Here is a 22,633-nt window from a genome sequence, read left to right as displayed (position 1 = left end):
AGGCGAGAGATGGAGAGAGTCGATGGCAGCGCGCATCATGCTGGTCCGGCACGGCGAGACGGAGTGGTCGGCGACCGGACGGCACACGGGCAGGACCGATGTCCCGCTGCTGGAGGAGGGGCGGCGGTCGGCGAAGCTGCTCGGCGAGCGCCTGCGCGGCGCGCCGTGGCACGGACTGCCGGACGCCGAGGTCCGCAGCAGCCCGCTGGTGCGGGCACGCGAGACCTGCCGGCTGGCGGGCTTCGGCGACCGGGCTGAAGACTGGGACGCGCTGATGGAGTGGGACTACGGCGCCTACGAGGGCCTCACCACCGAGGAGATCAGGGAGCAAGCCGGAGCGGACTGGTTCATCTGGCGTGACGGCGTCGCGGACGGCGAGCATCTCGGCGCGCTCGCGGCACGGGCCGACCGCGTCGTGGAGTGGGCCCGTTCGGCCGACCGCGATGTGCTCGTCTTCGCGCACGGTCATGTGCTGCGGATGCTCGGCGCCCGGTGGCTCGGCTACGAGCCGGCGTTCGCCGCGCGCATCCGGCTGGATCCGGTGTCCCTGTCCATCCTCGGCTGGGCCTACGACGCGCCCGCCATCGAACGCTGGAACGACACCGGCCATCTGGGCTGAGAGCCCTTCGAGTGACGTCGGGCCGGGCGGCCCCGCAGCCGATCAGCGTTGCGGTGGGAGGAAGAGCGGACGAACCGGGGGCGGTTCCGTGCCGTGCTCCGGTGACGGGCGCGGCTTGCGCAGGAAGGCCGCGACCGCGGGCTCGCCCCGGTACGGCTCGAGCCGCCGGGCCGCCGTCGCGATCATGGCACGGATGCGGGTGGAGCGCACCGGAGAGGTCCTGGAGGCGGCCCCGGTCCTGGAGGCGGCCCCGGACCTGGAGGCGGGGGCGGTCCTGGAGGCGGCCCCGGGGGCGGACCCTTCGCCCGGCGGCAGGTCCGCCGCACCCGCGGGCGTGTCGCCGAGCAGCTCCAGCGCCTCCGACGCTGCGGCGGCAGCCTCCTCCGGCTGGCGCCGGGCGGCCAGATCGCCCGCCAACTCAGCGGTGAACAGCGCCCTGTTGCGCAGAAAATGGGGATCCTGGAGGGCGACCGCCCGCCGCGCGTGGCTGATCGCCGCGTCCCAGACCCCCAGCGCGGACCAGCACTGGGCCTCGAGCCCCTCCAGTTCGGCCTCGCCGAAGAAGGTCATCCAGCCCGGGTCCGCGTCGGAGGAGCCCCGTGCGTACAGCGTGCGGGCGTGGCCGAGCGCCGCCAGGCACCCCGTACGGTCACCCATACCGGCCCAGCCGCCCGCCTCGCGCAGCGCGAGCAGCGACAGCAGGCGGGCCGAGCCCAGCTGCCCGGCCGCGCGTGCCCCGGCCTGCGCCGCCCATACGGCCTCACGGGGGCGCCCCGCGTCCCGGGCCAGGAAGGCGCTGTTGCAGAAGGCGTGCGCCTCGACCGCCGGATCGGCGGCGATCCGCGCGGTGGCGAGTGCTTCGGCGTAGTGCGAGCGCGCGTCGTCGAAGCGGCGCGAGTCGTGCGCCAGCCAGCCCACAGAGAGGGCGAGTTCACCCACGCCCGCGTGCAGCCTCTCGGAGACCGCGCGGCTGCGCGCACCGACGTCGAGCAACTCGTAGGCGCCGCGCAGCGAATCGCAGGCGCGGGCATAGAGATCGTCGGCGCCCTGCCGGTCGTCCAGCAGCCGGATGTGCCGTACGGCCCGCTCCACCGCCCCGACCTCGGCCGCCCCGACCCGTTCGGGGCGGGCGGAGGCGGCCGTGCCGTCGGTTCGCCCGAGGGGCTTGGGCGCGGCACCGCTCAGTGAGACTGCTGCCAGGGCGACCGGGCCGCCGGTCATGAACGCGCGACGTAGCACGTCGCTCTCCTCGTCGATCGCGGACTGCTCGTGGATCTCGGGCTCGGGGTGGACGGGGCCGGGCGTGTGGCTGTCGGGCTCTTCCGGGGAGGAGGGACGTCCGTGCTCCGGGACGGGTTGAGTACGGCGCGTCGGTGCGGACGGGGGCACGTGCTCACCTCCGCACGCCCCTTGGGCGCGCGCGGCACGGCCGCGGACTGACTCCCGGGGTGCGAAGCCCATGTCCGCGAGCGTGCAGCCCGGGAACATGTGCAGGAACACCCGCTCGTACGCGTAGTTCGGACACCGGATCTCTCCGGCCTCCACCCGCCCGACGTAGCGGGCGTCACAGCACACCCGCTCGCCGATCTCCCGCGCCGACCTGCGGACGGCAGCCGCGAACTCGCCCGGTGAGAGGCGGCCACGCAGCTGGCGGAAGGCCGAGTTGGGCCCCTGGGGTGGACCCGGTGACGTAGATGGTGACGACGCCATGGCGGGACCGTACCGGCTGTGACGGGACTGCCACGCAGGGTTTGGCCACAAAAGGGAGATCTCTCCCGCGATCTGCCATGAACTGCCATCCTTTGCAGCGTTCCGCCGCCGTAGCGGTTGACGCGCTGAGGCGTTGGACTGTGCACATCGACTGCGGAGGAGTGGTCCCCTTGCTGGACACCGGAGTAGCTGCTGCGTACGGAGCGGGTACCGGCGTCGCGCCCGGCCTCGGGGAGCCCTGCGACCTGGTGACCGTGCCGGTCCGGCAGGGCCTGGAGGCCGTGGACATCCTGCGACTGCGTGCCGGAGTCGGCCCCGTGCTGCACGACGGGGCCTGCGACACGCTCGGCTTCCTGGTGCCACCCGGCACGGCGGCGGGCTGGGACGTACCCGGCAGCGCCTGCACGTCGACGTACGGGAACGTGCACGGAAGCGGGGACCTGAGCGACGACGCCGGCGGCGACGCGAGCGGCGGCGGAAGCAGCCGGACGCCAACATCCGGCGTCGGCTGGCTGGTGCCGCCGGAGGGCGCGTACACGCGGGCCACCGAGCCGTCCCGGCTTCGGGCGGCCCTCGGCCAGGCCGCCCGTACGATCGAGGCCGTCGACCGCTCCCGCTAGGCCCTGTCCGGGCGATCTTCTCGGGCCTGCGACGCCCGGCATCCGTCCCCTCGGCCCTGCGGGCCAGGGGAGCCCCCATCCTCGCTGCGTTGTCGGAGTCGCCCGAGTAGCCCACTACGAGGGCGATCCTCCGCCTTGCGAGGCGTCCCCTGCCTGCGGCGTGGAGACCCCATGCACCGGACGCCGCGAGCTTCCCGGCAAACCTCCCCGGCCACAGCACTGGGGCCGGTCGGCGGACGAGGACGGATGTCGCGGTGCGGTGGTCGTCTGCGCCGCCGGACTCTGTCCGGTGTGGTTGCCCGCCGTGGCGGCGGAAGATTCCCGGGGCCGGGGCCGGGGCCGGGGCCGGGGCCGGGGCCGGGCCCCAGGCCCGGCTCGTACGGATCCGGCTCATAATGGCCACGTGGCCAAGAACAGACGCACCCGGCAGAGCGGTGAGGCGCCAGGTGCGCGGCGGACCAGGCAGCGCCGGGAGCCGCTCAGCGAGCAGGTCGACGGCGGGCTGGCCCGGCTTGAGCCCGATCCGGACCGGCCGCACGGCTGGACACTGCTGCTGGACGGCGCCCCGCAGTCGCATGTCGACCTCGACGACCCCGCCTATCTCGACTTCGCCTACCAGCGCAGGCTCGGCCATGTCATCGACCTCGCAGCGCCGCCCGGACGGCCCGTACGCGCGCTCCACCTCGGCGGCGGCGCGCTCACCCTCGCCCGCTACACCGCCTTCACCCGGCCCCGCTCCACCCAGCAGGTGGTGGAGCTGGACGGCGCGCTGGTGGGGCTGGTGCGGCGCGAGCTTCCCTGGGACGGCGGCTGGCGGATACGGGTGCGCACCGGCGACGCCCGGGCCGCGCTGGCACGCATCCCCGACGGCTGGGCGGACCTGGTCATCTGCGATGTCTTCGACGGAGCCCGCACCCCGGCCCATCTGACGAGCGGCGAGTTCCTCACCGAGGCCCGCCGCACGCTCGGGCCGCACGGCTGCTACGCCGCCAACCTCACCGACGGATCGGGCTCGGGGTCATCCGCCGGCGCCGGCTCCGGGCAGGGTTCGGGCGCCGCGCCGCCCCTCGCACATCTGCGGGCGCAGACGGCAACCGCACAGGCGGTCTTCGGCCAGGCGTGCCTGATCGCTGATCCGGCGGTGCTGCGCGGGCGGCGCTTCGGCAACGCGATACTGCTCGCCGCCGACCACGAACTGCCGCTCGCCGAGCTGACCCGGCGTACGGCGGCGGACGCGCACCCGGGCCGGGTGGAGCACGGACCAGCACTCACCGACTTCACGGGCGGGGCGCGCGCGGTGAGCGACGCGACGGCCGTACCGTCCCCAGCGCCCCCGGCGACGGCTTTCGGTTAGGGCGGCAGCGGCAGCCTCAGCCCAGCCCAGCAGCCCAGCCCAGCCGTAGCCCCAGTCGCAGCGCTTTCCGCGAGCGCAGACGCGGGCTCCCGCGCGGTGGCCGCGCGGGAGCCGGTGCCGTTCGGCCGTCGTTCAGCCCTCCGGCAGTGCCGGGATCTCTCCCGTGCGAGCCAGTTCCGCGTACCAGCGGGCACTGGACTTGGGAGTGCGCTGCTGCGTCTCGAAGTCGACGTACACCGTGCCGAACCGCTTGCCGTAGCCGTACGCCCACTCGAAGTTGTCCAGCAGCGACCACAGGAAGTAGCCCCGCACGTCGGCGCCCTCGTCAATGGCCTTCAGGATCGCGTGGAAGTGCCGTCGCAGATAGCTGATCCGCTCCGGGTCGTGCACCCGGCCATCGGAGTCCATCTTGTCGTCGTACGCGGCACCGTTCTCGGTGACGTAGAGGGGGAGTCCGGGCGCCTCGCGCGAGAAGCGGAGCAGCAGGTCGGTCAGGCCGCTGGGGTCGATGCTCCAGCCCATCTCGGTCTGCTCGCCGGGCGGCTGGTGGAAGGCGACCCGGTCGGCGGCCGGCCAGGGCGAGTGGGTGCTGTCGCCGTGCCCGTCGTGGCGCTCCACCACCTTGTCGCCGAGGACGGCCGAGACGACCGAGGGCGTGTAGTAGTTGAGGCACAGCCCGTCGAGCGGCTGCTGGATCGCGGCGAGGTCCCCGTCCCGTACGAAGGACCAGTCGGTGAGCCGTGCCGTGTCCGCGAGCAGGTCCTCGTCGTATGCCCCGTGCAGCATGGGCCCGGAGAAGACCCGGGTGGCCAGCGCGTCGATGCGGCGGGCCGCGTCCTTGTCCGCCTCCGAGTCGGAGTGCGGGCGTACGGCTGCCGGGTTGAGGCTCACCGTCACCCTGGCGCTCGCGGGCAGGGTCTCGCGGAGCACCTGTGTGCTCAGCCCGTGGGCGAGGTTGAGGTGGTGCGCGGCGCGCAGGGCGTCGGCCGGGTCGGTGCGGCCGGGGGCGTGCACGCCGGAGCCGTAGCCCAGGAAGGCGCTGCACCAGGGCTCGTTGAGGGTGGTCCACATCTGGACCCGGTCGCCGAGGGCTTCGGCGACGAGGAGCGCGTAGTCGGCGAACCGGTACGCGGTGTTCCGCTCGGGCCAGCCGCCCGCGTCCTCCAGATCCTGCGGGAGGTCCCAGTGGTAGAGCGTCAACAGCGGGGTGATGCCCTTGGCCAGCAGCTCGTCGACGAGCGAGCGGTAGAAGTCCAGACCGCGCTGGACGGCGGGGCCGCGTCCGGTGGGCTGCACGCGGGACCAGGAGACGGAGAAGCGGTAGCCGGACATGCCCAGTTCGGACATCAGTGCGACGTCGTCGCGGAAGCGGTGGTAGTGGTCGCAGGCGATGTCGCCCGTGTCGCCGCCCGCGGTCTTGCCCGGGGTGTGGGAGAAGGTGTCCCAGATGGACGGAGTGCGCCCGTCCTCCCGGGCGGCGCCTTCCACCTGGTAGGCGGCGGTGGAGGTGCCCCAGAGGAAGTTCGTGGGGAACCGTACGGAGGGGTCGGTCATGGAAGCGCTCCCATTTGTCGACAGTAGGAACAGTGAGGGGGTGGCAGGGGGCGAGGGCCGGGGCGGGAGAAGGCAGAGGGGACGGGCCGCGCGGGAGGCGCAGTGATCAGCCCTTGACCGCCCCCTGCATGATGCCGCCGACGATCTGCTTGCCGAACAGTGCGAACGCGATCAGCAGTGGCAGAGTGCCCAGCAGCGCGCCGGCCATGATCACCGATTGGTCGGGGATGTATCCCTGGCCGAGTCCGGTGAGCGCCACCTGCACCGTGGGGTTCTCCTGGGTCAGCGCGATGATCGGCCAGAAGAACTCGTTCCACGCCATCACGAACGTCAGCATCCCCAGTACGGCCATCGCGGGGCGTGCCACGGGGAAGACGATGTGCCAGACGATGCGCAGGCTGTGCGCGCCGTCCATCCGGGCGGCCTCGATCAGCTCCGTCGGCAGGGCGTTCACAAGATACTGCCGCATGAAGAAGACACCGAAGGCGCTCACCATCATCGGCAGGATGACCGCCTGCAGCTGGTTGGTCCACTCCAGCTCGGCGATCGCCATGAACAGTGGGACGACGCTGAGCTGAGGCGGCACCATCATCGTGCCGATCACGATGACGAGCAGGAAGTTCTTGGCCCGGAAGCGCAGTTTGGCGAAGGCGAATCCGGCAAGTGTCGCGAAGAGCACGGTCGAGAGGGCGATCGAGCTCGACACGATCGTCGTGTTCAGCAGCGCCTTGCCCATGTTCGCGTCGGTCCAGGCGGTGCTGAGGTTGTCGAAGAGATTGCCGCCGAACCAGAACGGCGGCGGGGTCTCGGCGAGTCGGGAGTTGTCGCGCGAGGCGGCGATCGCGGTCCATACGAGAGGGAAGAGCGAACCGAGGGAGAAGACGATCAGGATCGCGTAGGTGATCCGGCCGCCATGCAGATGTTTTCCGGCGCGTTGAGCCATGGCGTACCGCCTCACTGACTTTTCTGGAGCCGGCGGCTGATCAGCCAGTTGACCAGGCCGATCACCACCAGGATCAGGAACATCGTCCAGGCGATGGCGGAGGCCCGGCCGAGATGGAAGTTGAACCAGCCCTGTTCGTAGAGGTAAAGCCCCAGGGTCTGGAACTGATGCCTGTTGCCGCCGGTCTGCGTCCCGCCGAAGAGCAGGGGTTCACCGAAGAGCTGGGTCGCCCCGATGGTGGAGACGATGACGGTGAAGAGGATCGTCGGGCGCAGCGCGGGAATCGTGACATGGATGAACTGCTGCCAGCGGGTGGCACCGTCGAGTGCGGAGGATTCGTACAGGTCGTTGGGAATCGCCTGCATCGCCGCCAGATAGATCAGCGTGTTGTAGCCCGTCCAGCGCCAGATCACGATCGTGGACACCGCGAACTGGGAACTGAAGGTTCCGTTCCGCCAGTCGATATTGTCGATTCCCACGGAACCGAGTGCCCAGTTGATCATCCCGTAGTCACGTCCGTAGAGCATCGCGAACACCAGGGTGGCGGCGGCCACCGAGGTTGCGTACGGCGTGAGCACGGCGATCCGGAAGAACATCGATCCGCGCAGCTTGTAATTGAGCAGATGTGCCAGTCCGAGTGCCATCAGCAGCTGCGGAACGGTGGACATCACTCCGATGGTGAAGGTGTTCCGCAGCGCCAGCCAGAAGAACTCGTCCTCCCACAGGCGGGAGAAGTTGTGCATTCCGGCCCATTCCATGTGGGTCGGATCGTGCAGCGAGACCCGGTGGAGCGAGGCCCAGCCCGTGTAGAGCAGCGGGAAGAGCCCGAAGGCGGCGAAGAAGAGAAAGAACGGCGAGAGGAAGAGATAGGGGCTCCAGCGGGTGTCCCGCTGATAGCGCCGGCTGCGCCGGGCGGCCTTGCGTTCCTCTGGGGAGAGTTTCCCCGGTGCGGGCGAGGGTCCGGGCTTGCGGGCCCGAAGTCGCGGCCGGGCCGCGCCCCCCGGGGAGGCGGGGGGCGCGGCGTCTTGGTGTTCGGTGGTCATGCGGCGGCCGCCCCGGTCACGAATCGAGTGCGTTGTCGATCGACTTCACCGCGGCGTTCCAGCCGTCGTCCGGTGATGAGCCGTTCTCCACCTGCCGGATGCCCTCGGCGATCTTCTCGTTGATCAACTGGTCCTTCGGGCCCAGGATGGAGATCGGGATGTCCTTGGCCGCGTCGGAGAAGATCGTTCCGATCGGTGCGTCGCCGAAGTACTCGTGCGTGGCGTCCTTGACTTCGGGCAGGTCGAAGGCCGTCTGGGAGCTGGGGAAGCTTGCCTGCTTCTGGAAGAGCTTCGCCTGCTGCTGCGGAGCGGTCAGCCAGGTGGCCAGCTTGACGGCCTCGTCCTTGTTCTTCGCCGCTTCGGGTACGGAGAGGAACGACCCGCCCCAGTTGCCGGGCTTCGGGGCAGCGGCGACGTCCCACTGGTCCGCGCTCTTCTCGCCCGCGTTCTCCTTGATGTGACCGAGCATCCAGGGCGGACAGGCGACGGTGGCGAAGTCGCCGTTGGCGTACGCCTGGTTCCAGCCGGTGTCGAACTGCAGGAGCTTGGACGTCATGCCGCCCTCTGCGGCCCGCATCGCCAGATCCCAGGACTCCTTGACGGACGCGCTCTCCTTGAAGATCACGTCGCCGTTCTTGTCGTAGTTCTTCTTCGCGTAACTGTTGATGGCTCCGTTGTAGAGGCCCGCGGCGCTGTCCATGTAGTTGGTGCCCTTGGGCGCCTTCTTCATGTACGTCTCGCCCGCGTCCACATACTTCGACCAGTCACCGGCCCACAGCTCGCTCACCTCCTTCCGGTCCGTGGGCAGCCCGGCCTCCTTGAAGAGGTCCTTGCGGTAGCAGATCGCCATCGGTCCGATATCGGTGCCCAGGCCGATGACCTTGCCGCCCTCGGCGGTCGCCTGGTTCCACTTCCACGGCAGGTAGTCCTCTTTCTCGACTCCCGACGCCTTGCCGAGGTCGACGAACTTGTCGGCCTGGATGGTGGCCAGTTCGTTGATGTTGGCGACTTCGATGGCCTGGATGTCCTGTACACCGCTGTTCGCGGAGAGGCGGTTCAGCAGCGCGGGGTAGTAGTCCTCGTTCCGCTCGGTGGAGCTCTCCTTGATGGTCACATGGGGGTTGAGCTTCTCGTATTCGTCGTAGAGACCGGCCTGCTTGTAGCCGAAGACTCCGAAGACGCCGACGGAGACGGTGACCTTCTCCCCGTCACCGCCCGAACTGTCGCTGTCGGAGGAACAGCCCGCGAGCAACCCGGCGCTGAGTGCGGCGGATATGCCCAGCGCGGCCAGGCGGAATGAGGATGAGCGGGTTCTGCTGAGGTGCATCGCGACCTCCCGTGCGTACGGGACATGAAGGGATGGAGTGGCATGGTGCGCTTTGGGAGCGCTCCCACACGTTGATGCGTTGAAGAGTTGCGGACCATGGGCGGGGTGTCAAGGACTGCGACACGGATTCGCCCCGAACGAGATGTAGTTGAATGAAACCGACGTCGGGCATGGGGGCAGGTGAGGTGTGTATGGGAGCGGTACGCGGGCGCCGCGTGGTCAGACCCACGCTGGAACAGGTCGCCGTCCGGGCGGGGGTCGGCCGCGGTACGGTGTCCCGTGTCATCAACGGCTCACCCCTCGTGAGTGACCGTACGCGCGCCGCAGTCGAGGCCGCCGTCGCCGAGCTGGGTTACGTGCCCAACCGTGCCGCGCGTGCCCTCGCCGTCGGCACCACGGACGCGATCGCGCTCGTCGTGCCCGAGCCCCAGACGCGCCTCTTCTCCGAGCCCTACTTCTCCGGCATTCTGCGCGGCGTGAGCGCGGAACTCGCCGACACGGACATGCAGTTGCTGCTGACTCTTGTACGCGATCAGCGCGAGCGCGAGCGCTTCGAGCAGTTCGTCTCGGCGCACCGGGTCGACGGCGTGCTGCTGGTCTCCGTGCACGGCGACGATCCGCTGCCCGACCTGCTGGAGAGCATCGAGATGCCCGCGGTGCTCAACGGCCGCCGCTCCGCCGAGGAGCCGCTGGCCTACGTCGACTCGGACAACGCGGGCGGTGCCGTACTGGCCGTGGAGCATCTGATCGGGCGCGGGCGGCGTGCGATCGGGACGATCACGGGGCCGCTGGACATGTACGCTGCGAAGTGCCGACTCGACGGCTACCGCGAGGCGTTGCGGGCTGCGGGCCGGGAAGACGACGAATCGCTGATCGCCCATGGGGACTTCACGGAGGACAGCGGGCGCCGCGCCATGCGCGAACTGCTCACCCGTGCACCCCAGGTCGACGCCGTCTTCTGCGCCTCGGACGTGATGGCCGCGGGTGCCCGGATGGCGCTGCGCGAGGCGGGCCGTACGGTGCCGGGCGAGGTGGCACTCATCGGCTTCGACGACTCCTCGGTCGCCCGGCACATGGACCCGCCGCTCACGACGGTGCGCCAGCCCATCGAGGAGATGGGGCGCGCGATGGCGCGGGCGCTGCTGGACGAGATCGGGCAGCGGGCGGCGGACCGGCCCCACGCGGTGCTGCCGACGGAGCTGATCCAGCGCGAGACCACCTGAGCCGGGCAGGAGCATCACGGCTCGCATCACTCACCGTGATGTCACTCCGACGGACGGTTCCCGGGTGCGGAGAAGCGGCCGCTGTCATCTGCTCGCAGATATGAACTCAGCGACTCGACGGTCGGCAGCGGCACTGCGTCGCGTGGTCTGCGGGGCGGTGGTGACCTCACTGTTCACCGGTGGCACCTGTGGCGCGGCGGCAGCTTCGGCCACCACACCGGAGCAGCCGCACGGACACCTGCACGGCAACCTGCACGGCCACCCCCATGGTCAGCCCGCGGACACGGAACCCTATGCGGTCGGCGGCCCCTGGCAGTCGCAGCGCGCCCGCGTCTACGGCGAATGGCCCGCGGGGTCGCCGGATTCATGGTCGCGGCCGGCGGCGAACTCCCGGGTCTCCGCACCGTACGGAATCCCGGGGAACTGGAGCGCGGGCCACCACACCGGAATCGACTTCGCCGTCCCGGTCGGCACTCCCGTGCGGTCGGTCGGAGCGGGCACCGTCGTCTCCTCCCGCTACTCCGGTGATTACGGAAACATGATCATCATCCGCATGAAGGACGGGAAGTACACCTACTTCGCCCATCTCTCGAAGCGCTATGTGCGGAAGGGCGACCGGGTGAAAGCGGGCACGCTGCTCGGGAGGTCGGGCAACACCGGCCGCACCACCGGGCCTCATCTGCACTTCGAGGTCCGGGCGAAACGCGCGTACGGATCGGACGTCGACCCCGTCCCCTACCTGGCCCGGCACGGTATCCGCATCCGCTGACGCGCCTTTCGGACATGACCGGTCCCCGGCCCTGATGTGCGGGACCGGGGACCAGTGTCGGCCGGCGGCTCTGGCCGTGCGTACGGCTGCCGTCTCAGCCGTGGCGCACAGCCGTGACGCTCAGCCGTGGCGCTCAGCCGTCGGCACCGACGGAGATGCCGGTGGATGTTCCGGCGCCGCCCAGCGGCACCTCGTGATCGAGTCCGACGAACTTGCCGTCGGCCTGCCACAGCGCGGACTTCAGGAAGGCGTACTTCTCCTCGTCCCAGGTCGTCCAGTCGTGGTTGAGCAGGCCCCCCGTGTCACCGGAGTTGGGGTTCAGGCACCAGAAGGTCTGGTGGATCTCCTCCTCGACGATGAAGTCGCGGATCGCCTCCATCCACTTCTGGTTCTCGCCGCCGTCGAGCCGCCCGCCCCACTCGCCGATCAGCAGCGGTGAGGTGCCGTTCTCCTGCAGATAGAACCAGTTGGGCTGCCAGACGTCCCTGATGAGGGATGCCTTGTCCCATTCCCCTTCGAACCAGGGCTGCTGGGAGACGGCCGGCCCGTAGTCGTGCGGCGAGTAGACGAGTTGGTCCTGGTGTCCGCCCAGGTCGACCGGGTGGTCGGCGACGCCGCGCAGGTTTCCGCCCCACCAGTTGAAGTGGTAGTCGTCGCCGTTGGCGGACTGCCAGTCCGCTCCGTCGACCGGGTAGATCTCTATGCCCTCGCAGAGGATCAGCAACTCCGGGTTGATCGCCAGCATGCGTTTTCCGGCGGTCTCGCAGGCATGCTTGAAGTTGTCCTGATCCGTCGAACCGTCCCACTTGGCGCGCGGGGACTGCTGGTGCTGGCCGTGCGGCTCGTTCTTCACGTCCATCGCGAGGATGGTGTCGTCGGTCTTGTAGCGGTCGGTCACCCACTCCCAGGCGGAGTAGAAGTCCTCCGAGGTGATGCCGTCCTTCCACCACACCGGGTAGACGTGTCCGGCGTTGTCGGCCTCCGCGCTGTGCACGTCCAGCATCACCTTGATGCCGTACTCGTCACACAGCTTCAGCCAGTAGTCGAAGACCTCGAGGGTGGTCTTGCCCTCCAGTTCGGGATTGGCGTAGGTGTTGACCGCACTGGAGGTCGCGTCCTGGCCGTTCTTCCACTCCAGCAGCAACTGCGTGCTGATCGGCACCCGGAGCATGTTCATGCCCCGCTCGGCCATCGACGCGGTGAGGGTCTCGATGTTGGCGGACCACAGGCCGTGGAAGACGCGTTCGGTGGTGTTGAAGCCGAACCAGTTGGTGCCCGTCATCCACACCTCCCGGCCGTCCTTGTCGACGACTTTGCCGCCCTCGGTGTGCAGCCAGTCGTCGCCCTCGGCCGCGCGGGTCTCCCCGGCGCGGGCGGCGGGTTCGGCCGCGGAGGACGAGGAGCCGGTGAGCGGGGCCAGCAGGACCCCTGCCAGTGCGGCGGCGGTGAGACCGGCCAGCAGGCTTCTCCGGTGCCCTCTCTTTGTCCGTAAGGAGGTGCGCACTCGGGTGTTCCTTTCTGTCGGCTGTGGGGCGTGGGGTGTCGGTGGCGATCTTTTGGGAGCGCTCACACGGCGAGCGCGACGGCGGTGAGAGGGCTGCGCGACTTCTCTGTGGAGGGCCTCCGCTAGTGTGAGCGCTCCCATAGCCGTCCGGTGGTCCTTCCTCCGGAACGGCGAAGGGCAGTGAAACGGGTGGATCGTGCGAGGTGAGCCGCGCGGAAGGGTCGCATTGCGACAGGGGCATGTCAGGTGACAGCTCCACCGTCCGCGTAGGGAACGTTGCACCGGCGGTGCCGTGTGTCAACGGTTCCGGGAGGGATTCCTGCGCCGGGCACGCTGGACGTGCCCCTACGGGCCAGGCTTCCGCCCGGCCTTGACGAGTACGATCCCCACAACCGGGAGGGGCTGGTTTGAGCAGGTCCGACGGTCGGCCGGAGCGTTCCCGGCCGACGCTGGAAGAGGTAGCCGCGGCGGCAGGCGTGTCCCGTGGCACGGCCTCACGGGTCGTCAACGGCTCGCACCGCGTCAGTGACGCGACCCGGGCCAGCGTCCAGGAGGTGGTGCACCGCCTCGGATACGTACCCAACGCGGCGGCCCGCAGCCTGGTCACCCGGCGGGCGGAGTCGGTGGCCTTCATCGTTGCCGAAACCGAGTCCCGGGTCTTCCACGAGCCGTTCTTCGGCCGACTGCTCCGCGGTGCGAGCCAGGGACTCGCCGCCACCGGCCTGCAGTTGGTACTGGTGATGGCCTGGACGGCGGGCGAGCGCTCCCGCGTCGAGCGCTATGTGCACAACGGTCACGTCGACGGTGTGCTGCTCAGTTCGCTGCACGGAGACGACCCGCTGCCCGAGCGCCTCGCGGCTTCGGGCCGCCCGGTGGTGCAGGCGGGGCGGCCGTGGACGCCGCTGCGCGGGGTGGACTACGTCGACTCGGACAACGTGGGCGGCGCCCGTACGGCCACCGAGTACCTGCTCCGGCAGGGCAGGCGGAGGATCGCCACGATCGCCGGGCCGCAGGACATGGTGCCCGGCGTCGACCGGCTCACCGGCTACCGCGCCGCGCTGCGCGGCAGCCGGGCGGTGCCGTCCGGCCTCGTCGCACAGGGCGACTTCAGCCGGGAGAGCGGCGAGCGCGCGATGGAGGAACTGCTGGCCCGCAACCCGGATGTCGACGCGGTGCTGGCCGCCAGCGACCTGATGGCGCTCGGCGCCCTGCGCGTCCTGCGGGCCTCGGGGCGCCGGGTGCCCGAGGACGTCGCCGTCATCGGATACGACGACTCGGAGGTCGCCCGCAACGCTGAGCCCGCGCTCACCTCGGTCTGCCAGGACATGGAGCAGATGGGGCGGGAGATGGTGCGGCTGCTGGTCGGCAGGCTGGAGGCCGCTCCCGGGGGCGCCGGCGGGCAGGCGGGAGGCGACGGGGCGGGGGCACCGGCGCCCTCTCCGCCGCTGGTACTGCCGACGGAGCTGGTGGTACGGGCCAGCGCCTGACTCCGGTCCCGCCAGGCAGGGTCCCGCCCGGTCCCGCCCGGTCCCGCCCGGTCCGGCCCTGGCCCGTCGTCCGGCCGGCAGGACGGGGCTGCGCCCGCCTCACCGGCCTCCGAACTGGCCCGCCGCACCAGCATGCTGGCGGGCAGCGCGGTGAGCTGGGACACGAAAAAGGCCCCTGCCTCGAATCCCCAGGCAGGGGCCTTGATCAACAAGGGTGAATGACGGGACTTGAAACCGTTCCTTGAACATACTGTGACCTGCAACGATGCTGGAAACCCGGACATATGGGGGCGATCTAGTTGACGCCAGTTGACGCAGATTGACGCCCACGGACGCCAATTCGGCCCCTGTGTTCCCGTGGGAACAGGCAGCAGCCGCACAGCCCAGGTGCGCCAGAGGGTGAATGTCTTCGCCCCTTACCGCAGCGCGCATGACTGAGCCCCGGCTGATCAGGCCGGGGCTCAGCGTGGCCCCGCGCGGTCCGCCTGGGGGCAGGGTCCGCGCGGGCCGTATACGGGGTTGGCGGGTGGTCACCGGCATACCCGTCAGGACATGATCCAAAACTGATGCACGGGGTGATACTGACTTTCGATCATGGTCCGACCAGCGTGTCACGGTGCACCATTCGTCCGACCCTCCTCCGCCCTGGCTACTCCAGCAGCGCCTTGACATCGGACGCCGGATCGCCGCCGCGCGCATGGAAGCGAACCTGACGCAGGAGGGGCTGGCCGAACGGATCGGATCCAGCCGGTCGACGGTGGTGCGGATCGAGCTGGGCATCACCAGCACGCCGCTGGACCGCCTGCTGCACATCGCGCGGGCCCTGGGCGTACCGCCCGCGCAGCTGCTGCCCGACGACCAGGCGCCGGAGTGAGTCAGCGGACGGCGGCGGTGTACGCCAGCAGTCCCACCCCGCCGGCCACCACCAGCGCGAAGCAGATCCACCAGGCGGGCACACCGAAGAAGCGGGTGCCCTCGCCGTCGCCATGCGGCGGCATGCCAGCGCAGTCCGGGTCCTGGCACGTGCGCACTTCGCGGACCTTCATCGTCTACCGCCTCCGGGTTCGGATCAGGACGGCCGTCACGATACCGACCGTGAGGGGCGGTAAGGCGGCGATCATGCAGCCGGACGAGCCTCCGGCTGCTCCCTGGTCTCCGCCGGGGCCGGGCGCGCGGTGCTGCCCGGACTTCTTCGAGTGCTTGCCGTCGGTGGTGCCGTCGGCTCGGTCCTGGTATTCGCTGTAGTCGCTCACGCGTACCTCCGGTCTCTGGGTGTGGGCAGCGTCCGTGGGTGGTCGTGGCCGTGGTGCCGCCGCCGGACAGCACCACGGGGCGGGGCGCTAGGACCGAAACTTCACGTTTGCGTCAGCCAGGATCCCGTGGACGAATCCATAGGATCTGCCGCACTCTGCCGCTATCTGCCGGATGGCCTTCTTGTCCTCGGTGTAGGCGGCAACAACTAGCGCCGCGACATCTGCCCGCTGATCAGCGGGCAGCCACTTCCCTTTGGGAAGGGGAGGGAGATCAATCTTCGACATCATTTTCCTTTCTCACAGGTGCTTGCGGGCGGGGTGCGCCGGGGAGCGGGTGGTGGTTCCGGCCGTCCGCTACGGGGGAGCAGGCGGCCGGAACCGGCCTCAGAGGATCGGGCCGCGGGTTGCCAGCTCTTGCCGCAGCGCCTCCATGGTGGGGTCAGTGACCTGCCACGAATGCCCGCTCGGATGGGCGTGGAACAGCGTGCACGCGTCCCCGGACTCGTCTCCGGTGGTGGTGCCCGGGCACGGGTGACGCATGACGAACTCCCCGCCGCCCGGCCCCCACATCCACCAGATCGTCAGCTCCGGCCCAGGTCTCTTGAGATCGCAGATGAACGTCGCATGACGGTCGTCGTGGTCCTCGGCCAGTTCGCAGAGTGCCCAGCCGGGCTCAGCCGAGTCGAGCAGGGGCACCATCTGTGGTGGCGGGTGTACCTCGTCCGCAGCGGTGCATCGCAGGAGACCCGGGTCAGCGGTAGCCATCGGGCGGTGTCCTCTCGGTGTCGATCGCGGCGAGATCGCCAGCGAGCCACGTGTGGCCGGCACCGTGGAGCAGCAGGCTGCGGGCGCACGGCAGGCAGCAGAGTGGAGCTTGGGCCGGGCTGGAGCCGCGCTCGGCGTAGGTGACGGTGATGCGTTCGTCCGCGTGCTGCTTGCAGTGGCAGCAGGGGCCTGCGGGCTTGAGGATGTCCGCCGCGCGGGGGCGGGGGCTCACTGCTTGGCCCCGATGTGGTCGAGCAGTGCGGTGCAGTCGGCGGCGAGGTGGCTGACCTGAATGTGGGCGGTCAGCGGGTCGACGGCGCGGGGTTTGGCGAGGACGCCGCGGAGGAGGCTGACGCGGGACTGGAACTGCCACCACTCCAGCGAGTCGTGCCACAGTTCGGCGCCCGCGGCCTCGGCAGCGGGAAGCAGCGCCTCCGCGTGGGCGCGCAACTCGGCCTCGAGCGGAGCCAGGTCGGGGCGGCCGGGGAGCGCCAGCGTCTCCTGGGCACGCTCGATCGCGGTCCGCACCGCCTCGACGTCCACCGGGGTGCCGGTGGACGGTGCGGCGGTCACGGAGTGCACTCTCCGTCGTGGGTGCACTCGGCGACGGACACGGCGAACGCGTTCCGATCCGCCAGCCAGTCGAGCAGCCGCCTTCGACCGACCACGCACAGGCTGGGGACGACGAGACCGCGTACGTGCCCTGACTCGATCAGGAGCCGGATCCGGGGCCACTCGGAGCGGGACTCCAGGGATGCGCCAGCGGGGCCGTCGTCGGTGACCTCTTCGGTGACGTCCCAGTCCCGTGCGTGCGCGTAGCGGCGTAGCTCGGCGAGGTCTTCGGCTGCACTGTCGCGGGGGTGGGTGGCCACGTACAGGGCCACGCTGGTGCGGGCGAGGCTTGCTTCGGCGAGGTGTCGTCGTCGCCGGGTCTGTCCCTCTGTCCTCTGCATGTGGGTAACGGTCCCGCTACTGAGCGTGGCTGTGAAGAAGCGAGGCGGACGACTCCCGCCATTCGCAAGGCTGGGAGTCGTCCGCCTCGGAGGACCGTTAGCGGCTCAACTACACAGAGTCGTCCGCTGCATACCAGTCACAGCGCTGTCTTCGCTGTCGCCTGCGCGAAACCGGTGCCGGTGTGCCCGCCGATCAACTTCGAGACGCGCCGCAGTCGTGCGGTGCTCGCTCGCCCTACCTTGTCCGCGATAACCCCCGGCAGTGCCTGATGCCGCGCCCACTCCGGGGACCGGACCAGCGCCTCCTCCAACGTGTCCAGGCTGGCATCCCACATCCGCGCGTCAGCCTGCGCCATGCTCTTGTCCAGGGCGTACCGGTTGCGTGCCGCATCCGTCAGGCCCGACACATCCCGGATCGACTCCGCCAGCGCCAGCGCCTTCCCGGACTGCCCCAACGACACGTTGACGCCCACAGCCTGCGTGGTCGCGGTCACCGGCCCGAACAGCGTCCCGTGGGCCCGGTGTTCGCTGCCCATGCGGGCGCCCGTCGCATGCGACTGCGACAGGAAGTCCGCCGCACGCTCCTTGTCTCCCATGCGGCTCGCCACGACCGCTGCGAAGTTGACGTGCGAGCCGTACGCCGTGAGCTCGTCGGAAGTCGCCCGCGAGAACTTCGGCTCGATGTCGATCGCCGACTTCTCCGCGAGCTTCAGCGCCTCGGCGAGCCTTGCGTCCCGCAGGTACACCCAGGAGCGGCCCGAGGTCACCAGCGCCTCGCGGATCCCGTCCCCTGCCATCTGCGCAGCGTGCTGGGCGTGGCCGATCGCGGCGTACGCCAGGTCGCGCACGCCCAGCAGGTTGGAGACGTAGGCACTGACCCGGTACGCGTCCGCCAGCGCGCCCCACGCGGCGGCCTGCTCACCGGCGGGCTGGGCGTGGAGGTGAGCGGCGGCCTCCTTCAGTAAGGGGGACGCAAGCGCGCCCGCCTCGGAATACCGGCCCTGCCAGTACGTGGACCAGCAGCGCTCCGTCATGGTGCGCAGCTGGGCCAGCGTGGGCTCCTCCTCGGTGTCGGGCAGGGCGCCTGCGGCCGTGTCGTGAACGGCGTGAGAGAGGGTGCGGAGCATCGCCCGGTCTTCCCTGCAGAGGGAACGCCGAGGTGCCTGCTGCCCGAGGATGACGGAAGTGTCGACACCCAGAGAGTCGGCGATGGCCAGGAGGGTGGGGAGGGAGAGGGTCTTGTCCTGCTCCGCTTTCTGGATTGTGACGACCGAGAGGCCGGTCATCTCCGCGAGTTGCGTCTGCTTGATCTCCCTGCCTCGGAGGATCTTGATGCGCTCGCCGGTGCTGTAGTCAGACCACTGCGGCATAATGAACTCCGTTCTGACGTAGACACTCAGAACGGTACGCGCGGCCGACGCCGCACGGTAGCGATTGGCCTCCACCAGGTAAGGGTGGAGGCCATCGCCATGTCGGGGGCTCGTGCTCCCGTGCGCCCCTCCCGCAGCCTGCGCGGCGCCGCTACGCTGCGCCCCATGACCGACCGACGCACATACTGGACAACCGTCAAACAAGAGCCGCGCCAGACCGACCGGCACACCCCCCACATGGCATGCCCCCGCATGTGCGGACGCTCCATGACCGGCACCCCAGACGGCCCCCTCGTCCGATGGTCCTGCGAATGCGGATACGTCATCCACAGCTGAGGAGACCCCGATGAACTGCGGAGAATGCGGCCAGGCCATGCAAGCCGTCCCCAACGGCAACGGCGTGCTGTGGATCTGCCCCAACGGCCACACCCGAGACGGCAGCCAGTAACACCCGACGTGCGCGCGGTGGGGTCCGGCCGCACTCTGGCCTCATGGCCCACGCCCGGATCGTCGTCTACCCGCCGTCCCCCACCGGCGGCAGGCGAGTACGCGCAGACGGGGAAGCCATCGGCATCGCCCACAGTGAGCGCGATCTGCTGGAGTTCTTGCGCAGGATCGGCCTCGACCCCGGTGACGTCGACCTGGACGACACTCACCTGATCGAGTGGCTCGGCGGCGGACCAGACGTGTGGCTGTGACGGCGCTGGTGATGCGGGTTCACCACTTGACACCTTGCATCACGTGCTGCAAGAATGAGGTCATAGCCAAGGGCAACCGCCCAAGGCAAGGAGAAGGAGCCTCCAATGACCATCACCCGCAGCGACGTCCGCCACCAGGTCGCCACCGCCACCGACGCCTCCGAGGGCACCTACGACGTGGACGCCATCGTCGCCGAGATCATCGACCAGCACGGCGCCGTCGACATCGACACCCTCGACCACGACGAGTTCTGGGCGACCGTCGGGAAGCACGCCACGGACGCCTGACCGAGGCACGACGAGCGGCCCGCCCCGGATGGTCCCCGGTGGCGGGCCGCGCCAGTACGGAAGGAGCCCGCACCATGCCCGACGATACCGAGCTGTGGAGCATCGCCGAGGCAGCCGAGTACCTCGGCATCAAGCCCTCATCCGCACGCGGGCAACTCTCCCGCTGGGGCGTACGCGGAACACACCGCGTAGGCACCGACGGACGCGCCCGCGCCTACTACCCCGCCGCCGCCGTACGCGCAGCCCATGCAGCCCGACCCGGCCCCGGCGCCCGCACCGACCGCACCACCTGACCCCGGACACGACGAAGCGCCCCCGCTGCCCGCCCGTGAGGGCAGAGCAGCGGGGGCGTGGTCGTCACGGGTACTGGCGGCGGTCGACGGCGAGCGCTTTCGGCCCGGAGTTGCCGGGCTGGTCGGGGTCGGGTGCTCCGTCCCTCCGGCACACCAGCGCATCCGGATCATCAGCCGGGGCCTGGAGGCTGTAGCCGTCCGGGCAGGTGGGACCAGCGGGCCCGGTTTCCCCGGCGGGGCCGCGCTCACCCGCAGGACCCTGCTCACCCGCCGGACCCCGCTCGCCTCCCGGCCCAGCGGGGCCTGGTGGTCCAGCAGGACCGGTCTCACCCTGCGGCCCGTCGGCGCCGTCCTGCCCTGCCTCGCCGTCCGTGCCGGGGTCTCCGGCCGGGCCCGACTCCCCGTCGCTGCCGTCCTGGCCCTCGCCTCCGTCGGAACCCTGCTCACCCGCCGGGCCGCGACGACCGGGCTTCCCATCCGCCCCCGACGGGCCAGGAATCGGCACCGGCACCTCGGCCCGGTCAGGCAGGTCATCCACCGCCTCGGACGGGTCCGGTGCGTCCGGTGTCTCACCCTCCGCCGCCAGCTGCGCCCGCAGCGTCCGCACATCCCCCGCCAGCGTGGAGACGGCAGTGCCGCGCCGATCGGCCTCCGTGCGCAGATCATCCGCCCGCCCATCCGCTCGGTCCACCCTCGCCCACACCATCACCACCGCCCCGGCCAGCGCCACCAAGACACAGGCCAGCAGCACCGGCCGCCAGCGCCGCGCCAGCACGCGCTCAGTCCGCGTCACGATGGATCCCCTCCGAGTCGGGTGATGATGCCGCGAAGCCGGGTGATCTCCGCCTGGTCAGCGGCCCGCAGCGAGTGCGCCTCCGCCAGCTGCACGCGTAGTTCGGCCCGCTCCTCCTGCAAGTCCTGCGTCAGGTTCGTGTAGCCGGTGACGGCGTTCTCTCCGCGCTTGCCCAGGTAGGTGACCAGGCCGCCGAAGACCGCGCCGACGCCGACGAGCAGCGCGCCCAGAGTGGCCAGGTCCATCAGCGACCTCCCAGGGCGCGCCAGTCAAGCGGATCAGGCAGCCTGCGGGCCGGTCTTCGCGGCCCCCAGCTCCTGCGCCTTCGCGCTGACCCCGGTCGGCTTGTACAGGCCGAAGTGCGTGAGGACGCCGATCGCGAAGGACACGGCGGCCAGCACGGCGGCGGACCCGACGGCGTACCCCTCGCCCGCCGCAGCGAGTTCGACAAGGAAGCCGTTTGCGGTGCTGAGCGCGAGCAGGAGTACGGCCTTCACGCCCGCGTGCGTCACCCGCGTGGTGACCAGACCGACCAGCACCGGCAGGCCCACGGAGATCAGCAGACCGAGCCAGTACGCGGTATCGAGATTGGGGTTCATGATCAGGCTCCTTCGGGGACGTTCAGTTCCACGGTGACCCGCTCGATGGCGGCCTCGATACGGGCGACGAGAGCGTCGACGTCGACCAGCTCGTCACGCGCGCCCAGCGCCTTCGCCAGCTCGGCAACGGCCGCGTTCCCTGCGGTGACCTTCTTCTCCGTCCGGTCGATCTGCTTCCAGATCGAGGTCAGGACGTTCTCCGGCTGGCGCGTGGGGTTCGCCTTGGTCGGGTGCAGCGGTTCGACCCCGTCCCAGTTCCACGTCATGTCGGCACTCGCCCGCGCGATCCGCTTCACGTCGGCATCTGTGATGGCCATGTCCTCGTCCTCCTGGTCTTCGTCGTCTCCGCCCCAGCTGGGGCTGTGCTGAAGTCGCTCGTTCACGTCGCTGCGGAACTCGGTCATGCTGAAACTGGGGTCGATCTTGCGGCGGGTGCCTTCCTTGTGGCCGATCACCGAATCGGCGGTCCACCCGTGGGCCCGGCAGATCGCCGCCGCCCACCGCACCGCCTGCTCGTACTGGCCCTTGGGGTACGGGTCTTCGCCGTCGCCACGGTTCTCGATCTCGATGCCGTAGTAGTGCCTGTTGCCGTCGATCGGCTCGGAGGAGTCGGGCCGCGGGTGCTTGGACGACTCCCGCACCACCGCGTCGTGCGCGTTGCGCGCGAAGCTCCCCGCATGGTTCGCGCGGCCGGCCGATAGCATCGTCGCCGTGCCCGCCTTGCTGAGGTGGGTGTGGCACAGCGGCCCCGGCAGAGCCGCGGTGCCGCCCCAGCACAGGCCCAGCGAATCGACCCCGGCCGTGTGGTGGATGACCAGCCCGTTCACCCCGCCCCAGGCGCCCTTGTGGTTCCGGTCGTGCGACCGCCAACCCGGGTGCTCCCGCACCTTCACGCCCTCCGCACGCAGGGCAGCCAGCAGCCGGTCAGCGGACAGTGGTGTAGCCATCAGAACCTCCTCAGCTCGCTGTCTCGTACATGAAGAAGAAGCGGATCCAGTCGCCGCTTTGCCACGTCCACGGCGCCGAGGCGTCGACAACGCCGATGTTGGTGATGGCCGCGCCGTTTACCCCGCCGCTGCTGATCTCCAGCCCGAAAGTGTCGACCGTGTTCATCCTGATCCGGGTGCCGCATCGGTTGTTGCCGCCGTCGTCTTGGAGTTCGCCCCACCCGGCGATCAACGTCGTGTCCGCTGCTGTGATCGGTGTGCTGAACTGCCAGTTGTCGCTGCCGGTTGCGCCGACGCCGAAGGACGTGGTGCTACCGAATTGGATCTCCAGGCGGCCCATGCACAGCTGCCCGAACTGCACGTACTCGCCGGTCACCCCGGCGTTGCCGTAGCTCGGCAGGGCGGAGCCGGTGACCGTGTCCCACGTCGGTGTCCACGTCGTCCACGCCTGCGGAACGGACGCCCGCATCCGATCAGCAGTGATCCGCATCCCGGCTTTCCAGTCAACTGCGGCCACGGTG

Annotated in this window: 29 protein-coding genes; 10 read left to right on the top strand and 19 right to left on the bottom strand. The window is 70.2% G+C overall.

The genetic code is table 11. The features are described from left to right. Positions 1-22: 22 nt before the first annotated feature. Positions 23-619 (top strand): histidine phosphatase family protein, encoded by a 597-nt coding sequence (locus LHJ74_RS14955; RefSeq protein WP_260218510.1) that lies wholly within the window; start codon positions 23-25, stop codon positions 617-619. Between the two features lie 42 nt (positions 620-661). Here LHJ74_RS14955 and LHJ74_RS14950 read toward each other — a convergent pair whose 3' ends face one another. Then, positions 662-2,329: an NsdA family TPR-like regulatory protein gene (locus LHJ74_RS14950; RefSeq protein WP_260218509.1), complete on the bottom strand. Its 1,668-nt coding sequence runs from the start codon at positions 2,327-2,329 to the stop codon at positions 662-664. 170 nt (positions 2,330-2,499) lie between these two features. Between LHJ74_RS14950 and LHJ74_RS14945 the strand changes: the two genes are divergently transcribed. Together LHJ74_RS14945 and LHJ74_RS14940 are read left to right on the top strand one after the other, a co-directional pair. Further along, complete coding sequence (locus tag LHJ74_RS14945; protein WP_260218508.1) at positions 2,500-2,949, top strand: hypothetical protein; 450 nt, start codon at positions 2,500-2,502, stop codon at positions 2,947-2,949. Positions 2,950-3,352: 403 nt separating this feature from the next. Continuing rightward, complete coding sequence (locus LHJ74_RS14940) at positions 3,353-4,303, top strand: spermidine synthase (protein WP_260218507.1); 951 nt, start codon at positions 3,353-3,355, stop codon at positions 4,301-4,303. 132 nt (positions 4,304-4,435) lie between these two features. On the opposite strand, the gene LHJ74_RS14935 is transcribed toward LHJ74_RS14940, so the two are convergent. From LHJ74_RS14935 to LHJ74_RS14920, 4 genes are all read right to left on the bottom strand, one after another. Next, the gene (locus LHJ74_RS14935; protein WP_260218506.1) at positions 4,436-5,857 is read right to left on the bottom strand and encodes a GH1 family beta-glucosidase; all 1,422 of its coding nucleotides are present in this window, start codon (positions 5,855-5,857) and stop codon (positions 4,436-4,438) included. A gap of 106 nt (positions 5,858-5,963) precedes the next feature. Continuing rightward, positions 5,964-6,800, bottom strand: coding sequence for a carbohydrate ABC transporter permease (locus LHJ74_RS14930; protein WP_260218505.1), 837 nt, complete (start codon positions 6,798-6,800; stop codon positions 5,964-5,966). An 11-nt stretch (positions 6,801-6,811) separates the two neighbouring features. After that, the gene (locus LHJ74_RS14925) at positions 6,812-7,843 is read right to left on the bottom strand and encodes a carbohydrate ABC transporter permease (RefSeq protein WP_260218504.1); all 1,032 of its coding nucleotides are present in this window, start codon (positions 7,841-7,843) and stop codon (positions 6,812-6,814) included. A 16-nt stretch (positions 7,844-7,859) separates the two neighbouring features. Continuing rightward, positions 7,860-9,170, bottom strand: a complete 1,311-nt coding sequence (locus LHJ74_RS14920) for an ABC transporter substrate-binding protein (RefSeq protein WP_260218503.1) — start codon at positions 9,168-9,170, stop codon at positions 7,860-7,862. Between the two features lie 191 nt (positions 9,171-9,361). Here LHJ74_RS14920 and LHJ74_RS14915 point away from each other — a divergent pair, with 191 nt between their 5' ends. Together LHJ74_RS14915 and LHJ74_RS14910 are read left to right on the top strand one after the other, a co-directional pair. Continuing rightward, a complete protein-coding gene (locus tag LHJ74_RS14915) occupies positions 9,362-10,393 on the top strand; it encodes a LacI family DNA-binding transcriptional regulator (RefSeq protein ID WP_260218502.1) in 1,032 nt (343 codons plus the stop codon). 100 nt (positions 10,394-10,493) lie between these two features. Continuing rightward, positions 10,494-11,162, top strand: a complete 669-nt coding sequence (locus LHJ74_RS14910) for a M23 family metallopeptidase (protein ID WP_260218501.1) — start codon at positions 10,494-10,496, stop codon at positions 11,160-11,162. A gap of 133 nt (positions 11,163-11,295) precedes the next feature. On the opposite strand, the gene LHJ74_RS14905 is transcribed toward LHJ74_RS14910, so the two are convergent. Beyond that, a complete protein-coding gene (locus LHJ74_RS14905) occupies positions 11,296-12,666 on the bottom strand; it encodes a glycoside hydrolase family 5 protein (RefSeq protein ID WP_260218500.1) in 1,371 nt (456 codons plus the stop codon). A 407-nt stretch (positions 12,667-13,073) separates the two neighbouring features. Between LHJ74_RS14905 and LHJ74_RS14900 the strand changes: the two genes are divergently transcribed. Then, positions 13,074-14,153, top strand: a complete 1,080-nt coding sequence (locus LHJ74_RS14900) for a LacI family DNA-binding transcriptional regulator (protein ID WP_260218499.1) — start codon at positions 13,074-13,076, stop codon at positions 14,151-14,153. 616 nt (positions 14,154-14,769) lie between these two features. Then, a complete protein-coding gene (locus LHJ74_RS14895; RefSeq protein ID WP_260218498.1) occupies positions 14,770-15,027 on the top strand; it encodes a helix-turn-helix domain-containing protein in 258 nt (85 codons plus the stop codon). 1 nt (position 15,028) lies between these two features. On the opposite strand, the gene LHJ74_RS14890 is transcribed toward LHJ74_RS14895, so the two are convergent. The 8 genes from LHJ74_RS14890 to LHJ74_RS14860 all read right to left on the bottom strand — a co-directional run bounded on the left by LHJ74_RS14890 (position 15,029) and on the right by LHJ74_RS14860 (position 18,494). Then, positions 15,029-15,151 carry a hypothetical protein gene (locus LHJ74_RS14890; protein ID WP_260218497.1) on the bottom strand — a complete coding sequence of 41 codons (123 nt, stop codon included), beginning with the start codon at positions 15,149-15,151 and terminating at the stop codon, positions 15,029-15,031. Between the two features lie 51 nt (positions 15,152-15,202). Then, positions 15,203-15,406 carry a hypothetical protein gene (locus LHJ74_RS14885; RefSeq protein WP_260218496.1) on the bottom strand — a complete coding sequence of 68 codons (204 nt, stop codon included), beginning with the start codon at positions 15,404-15,406 and terminating at the stop codon, positions 15,203-15,205. An 87-nt stretch (positions 15,407-15,493) separates the two neighbouring features. Then, positions 15,494-15,691, bottom strand: a complete 198-nt coding sequence (locus LHJ74_RS34415; RefSeq protein WP_375546749.1) for a helix-turn-helix domain-containing protein — start codon at positions 15,689-15,691, stop codon at positions 15,494-15,496. 99 nt (positions 15,692-15,790) lie between these two features. Beyond that, on the bottom strand, positions 15,791-16,171 hold the full coding sequence (locus LHJ74_RS14880; protein ID WP_260218495.1) for a hypothetical protein: 381 nt from the start codon (positions 16,169-16,171) through the stop codon (positions 15,791-15,793). Further along, entirely contained in the window at positions 16,158-16,403 is a 246-nt protein-coding gene (locus tag LHJ74_RS14875) for a hypothetical protein (protein ID WP_260218494.1), read from the bottom strand. The genes LHJ74_RS14880 and LHJ74_RS14875 overlap by 14 nt, the downstream gene beginning before the upstream one ends. Beyond that, positions 16,400-16,744 carry a DUF6415 family natural product biosynthesis protein gene (locus LHJ74_RS14870; protein ID WP_260218493.1) on the bottom strand — a complete coding sequence of 115 codons (345 nt, stop codon included), beginning with the start codon at positions 16,742-16,744 and terminating at the stop codon, positions 16,400-16,402. Before LHJ74_RS14870 ends, LHJ74_RS14875 begins: the two co-directional genes overlap by 4 nt. Beyond that, positions 16,741-17,124, bottom strand: coding sequence for a recombinase family protein (locus tag LHJ74_RS14865; RefSeq protein ID WP_260218492.1), 384 nt, complete (start codon positions 17,122-17,124; stop codon positions 16,741-16,743). The genes LHJ74_RS14870 and LHJ74_RS14865 overlap by 4 nt, the downstream gene beginning before the upstream one ends. 137 nt (positions 17,125-17,261) lie before the next feature. Continuing rightward, complete coding sequence (locus tag LHJ74_RS14860) at positions 17,262-18,494, bottom strand: helix-turn-helix domain-containing protein (RefSeq protein ID WP_260218491.1); 1,233 nt, start codon at positions 18,492-18,494, stop codon at positions 17,262-17,264. Between the two features lie 491 nt (positions 18,495-18,985). Between LHJ74_RS14860 and LHJ74_RS14855 the strand changes: the two genes are divergently transcribed. The 3 genes from LHJ74_RS14855 (at position 18,986) to LHJ74_RS14845 (ending at position 19,773) form a co-directional block, all read left to right on the top strand. Next, positions 18,986-19,192: a hypothetical protein gene (locus LHJ74_RS14855; protein WP_260218490.1), complete on the top strand. Its 207-nt coding sequence runs from the start codon at positions 18,986-18,988 to the stop codon at positions 19,190-19,192. A 105-nt stretch (positions 19,193-19,297) separates the two neighbouring features. Beyond that, the gene (locus tag LHJ74_RS14850) at positions 19,298-19,480 is read left to right on the top strand and encodes a hypothetical protein (protein ID WP_260218489.1); all 183 of its coding nucleotides are present in this window, start codon (positions 19,298-19,300) and stop codon (positions 19,478-19,480) included. A 74-nt stretch (positions 19,481-19,554) separates the two neighbouring features. Continuing rightward, on the top strand, positions 19,555-19,773 hold the full coding sequence (locus LHJ74_RS14845) for a hypothetical protein (protein WP_260218488.1): 219 nt from the start codon (positions 19,555-19,557) through the stop codon (positions 19,771-19,773). 64 nt (positions 19,774-19,837) lie between these two features. Here the strand turns inward: LHJ74_RS14845 and LHJ74_RS14840 are convergent, their stop codons facing one another. From LHJ74_RS14840 to LHJ74_RS14820, 5 genes are read right to left on the bottom strand one after another with little or no spacing between them, the layout of a single operon-like run. Then, the gene (locus LHJ74_RS14840) at positions 19,838-20,566 is read right to left on the bottom strand and encodes a collagen-like domain-containing protein (protein ID WP_260218487.1); all 729 of its coding nucleotides are present in this window, start codon (positions 20,564-20,566) and stop codon (positions 19,838-19,840) included. Continuing rightward, positions 20,563-20,811 (bottom strand): hypothetical protein, encoded by a 249-nt coding sequence (locus LHJ74_RS14835; RefSeq protein ID WP_260218486.1) that lies wholly within the window; start codon positions 20,809-20,811, stop codon positions 20,563-20,565. Before LHJ74_RS14835 ends, LHJ74_RS14840 begins: the two co-directional genes overlap by 4 nt. Before the next feature lie 33 nt (positions 20,812-20,844). Next, on the bottom strand, positions 20,845-21,165 hold the full coding sequence (locus LHJ74_RS14830) for a hypothetical protein (protein WP_260218485.1): 321 nt from the start codon (positions 21,163-21,165) through the stop codon (positions 20,845-20,847). A gap of 2 nt (positions 21,166-21,167) precedes the next feature. Then, complete coding sequence (locus LHJ74_RS14825; RefSeq protein WP_260218484.1) at positions 21,168-22,112, bottom strand: peptidoglycan recognition protein family protein; 945 nt, start codon at positions 22,110-22,112, stop codon at positions 21,168-21,170. Between the two features lie 10 nt (positions 22,113-22,122). Then, positions 22,123-22,629 carry a hypothetical protein gene (locus tag LHJ74_RS14820; RefSeq protein WP_260218483.1) on the bottom strand — a complete coding sequence of 169 codons (507 nt, stop codon included), beginning with the start codon at positions 22,627-22,629 and terminating at the stop codon, positions 22,123-22,125. Positions 22,630-22,633: the final 4 nt, after the last annotated feature.

Source organism: Streptomyces gossypii (genome assembly GCF_025165795.1).
GTDB lineage: Bacteria > Actinomycetota > Actinomycetes > Streptomycetales > Streptomycetaceae > Streptomyces > Streptomyces gossypii.
This window is presented reverse-complemented; position numbering and strand designations above follow the sequence as displayed.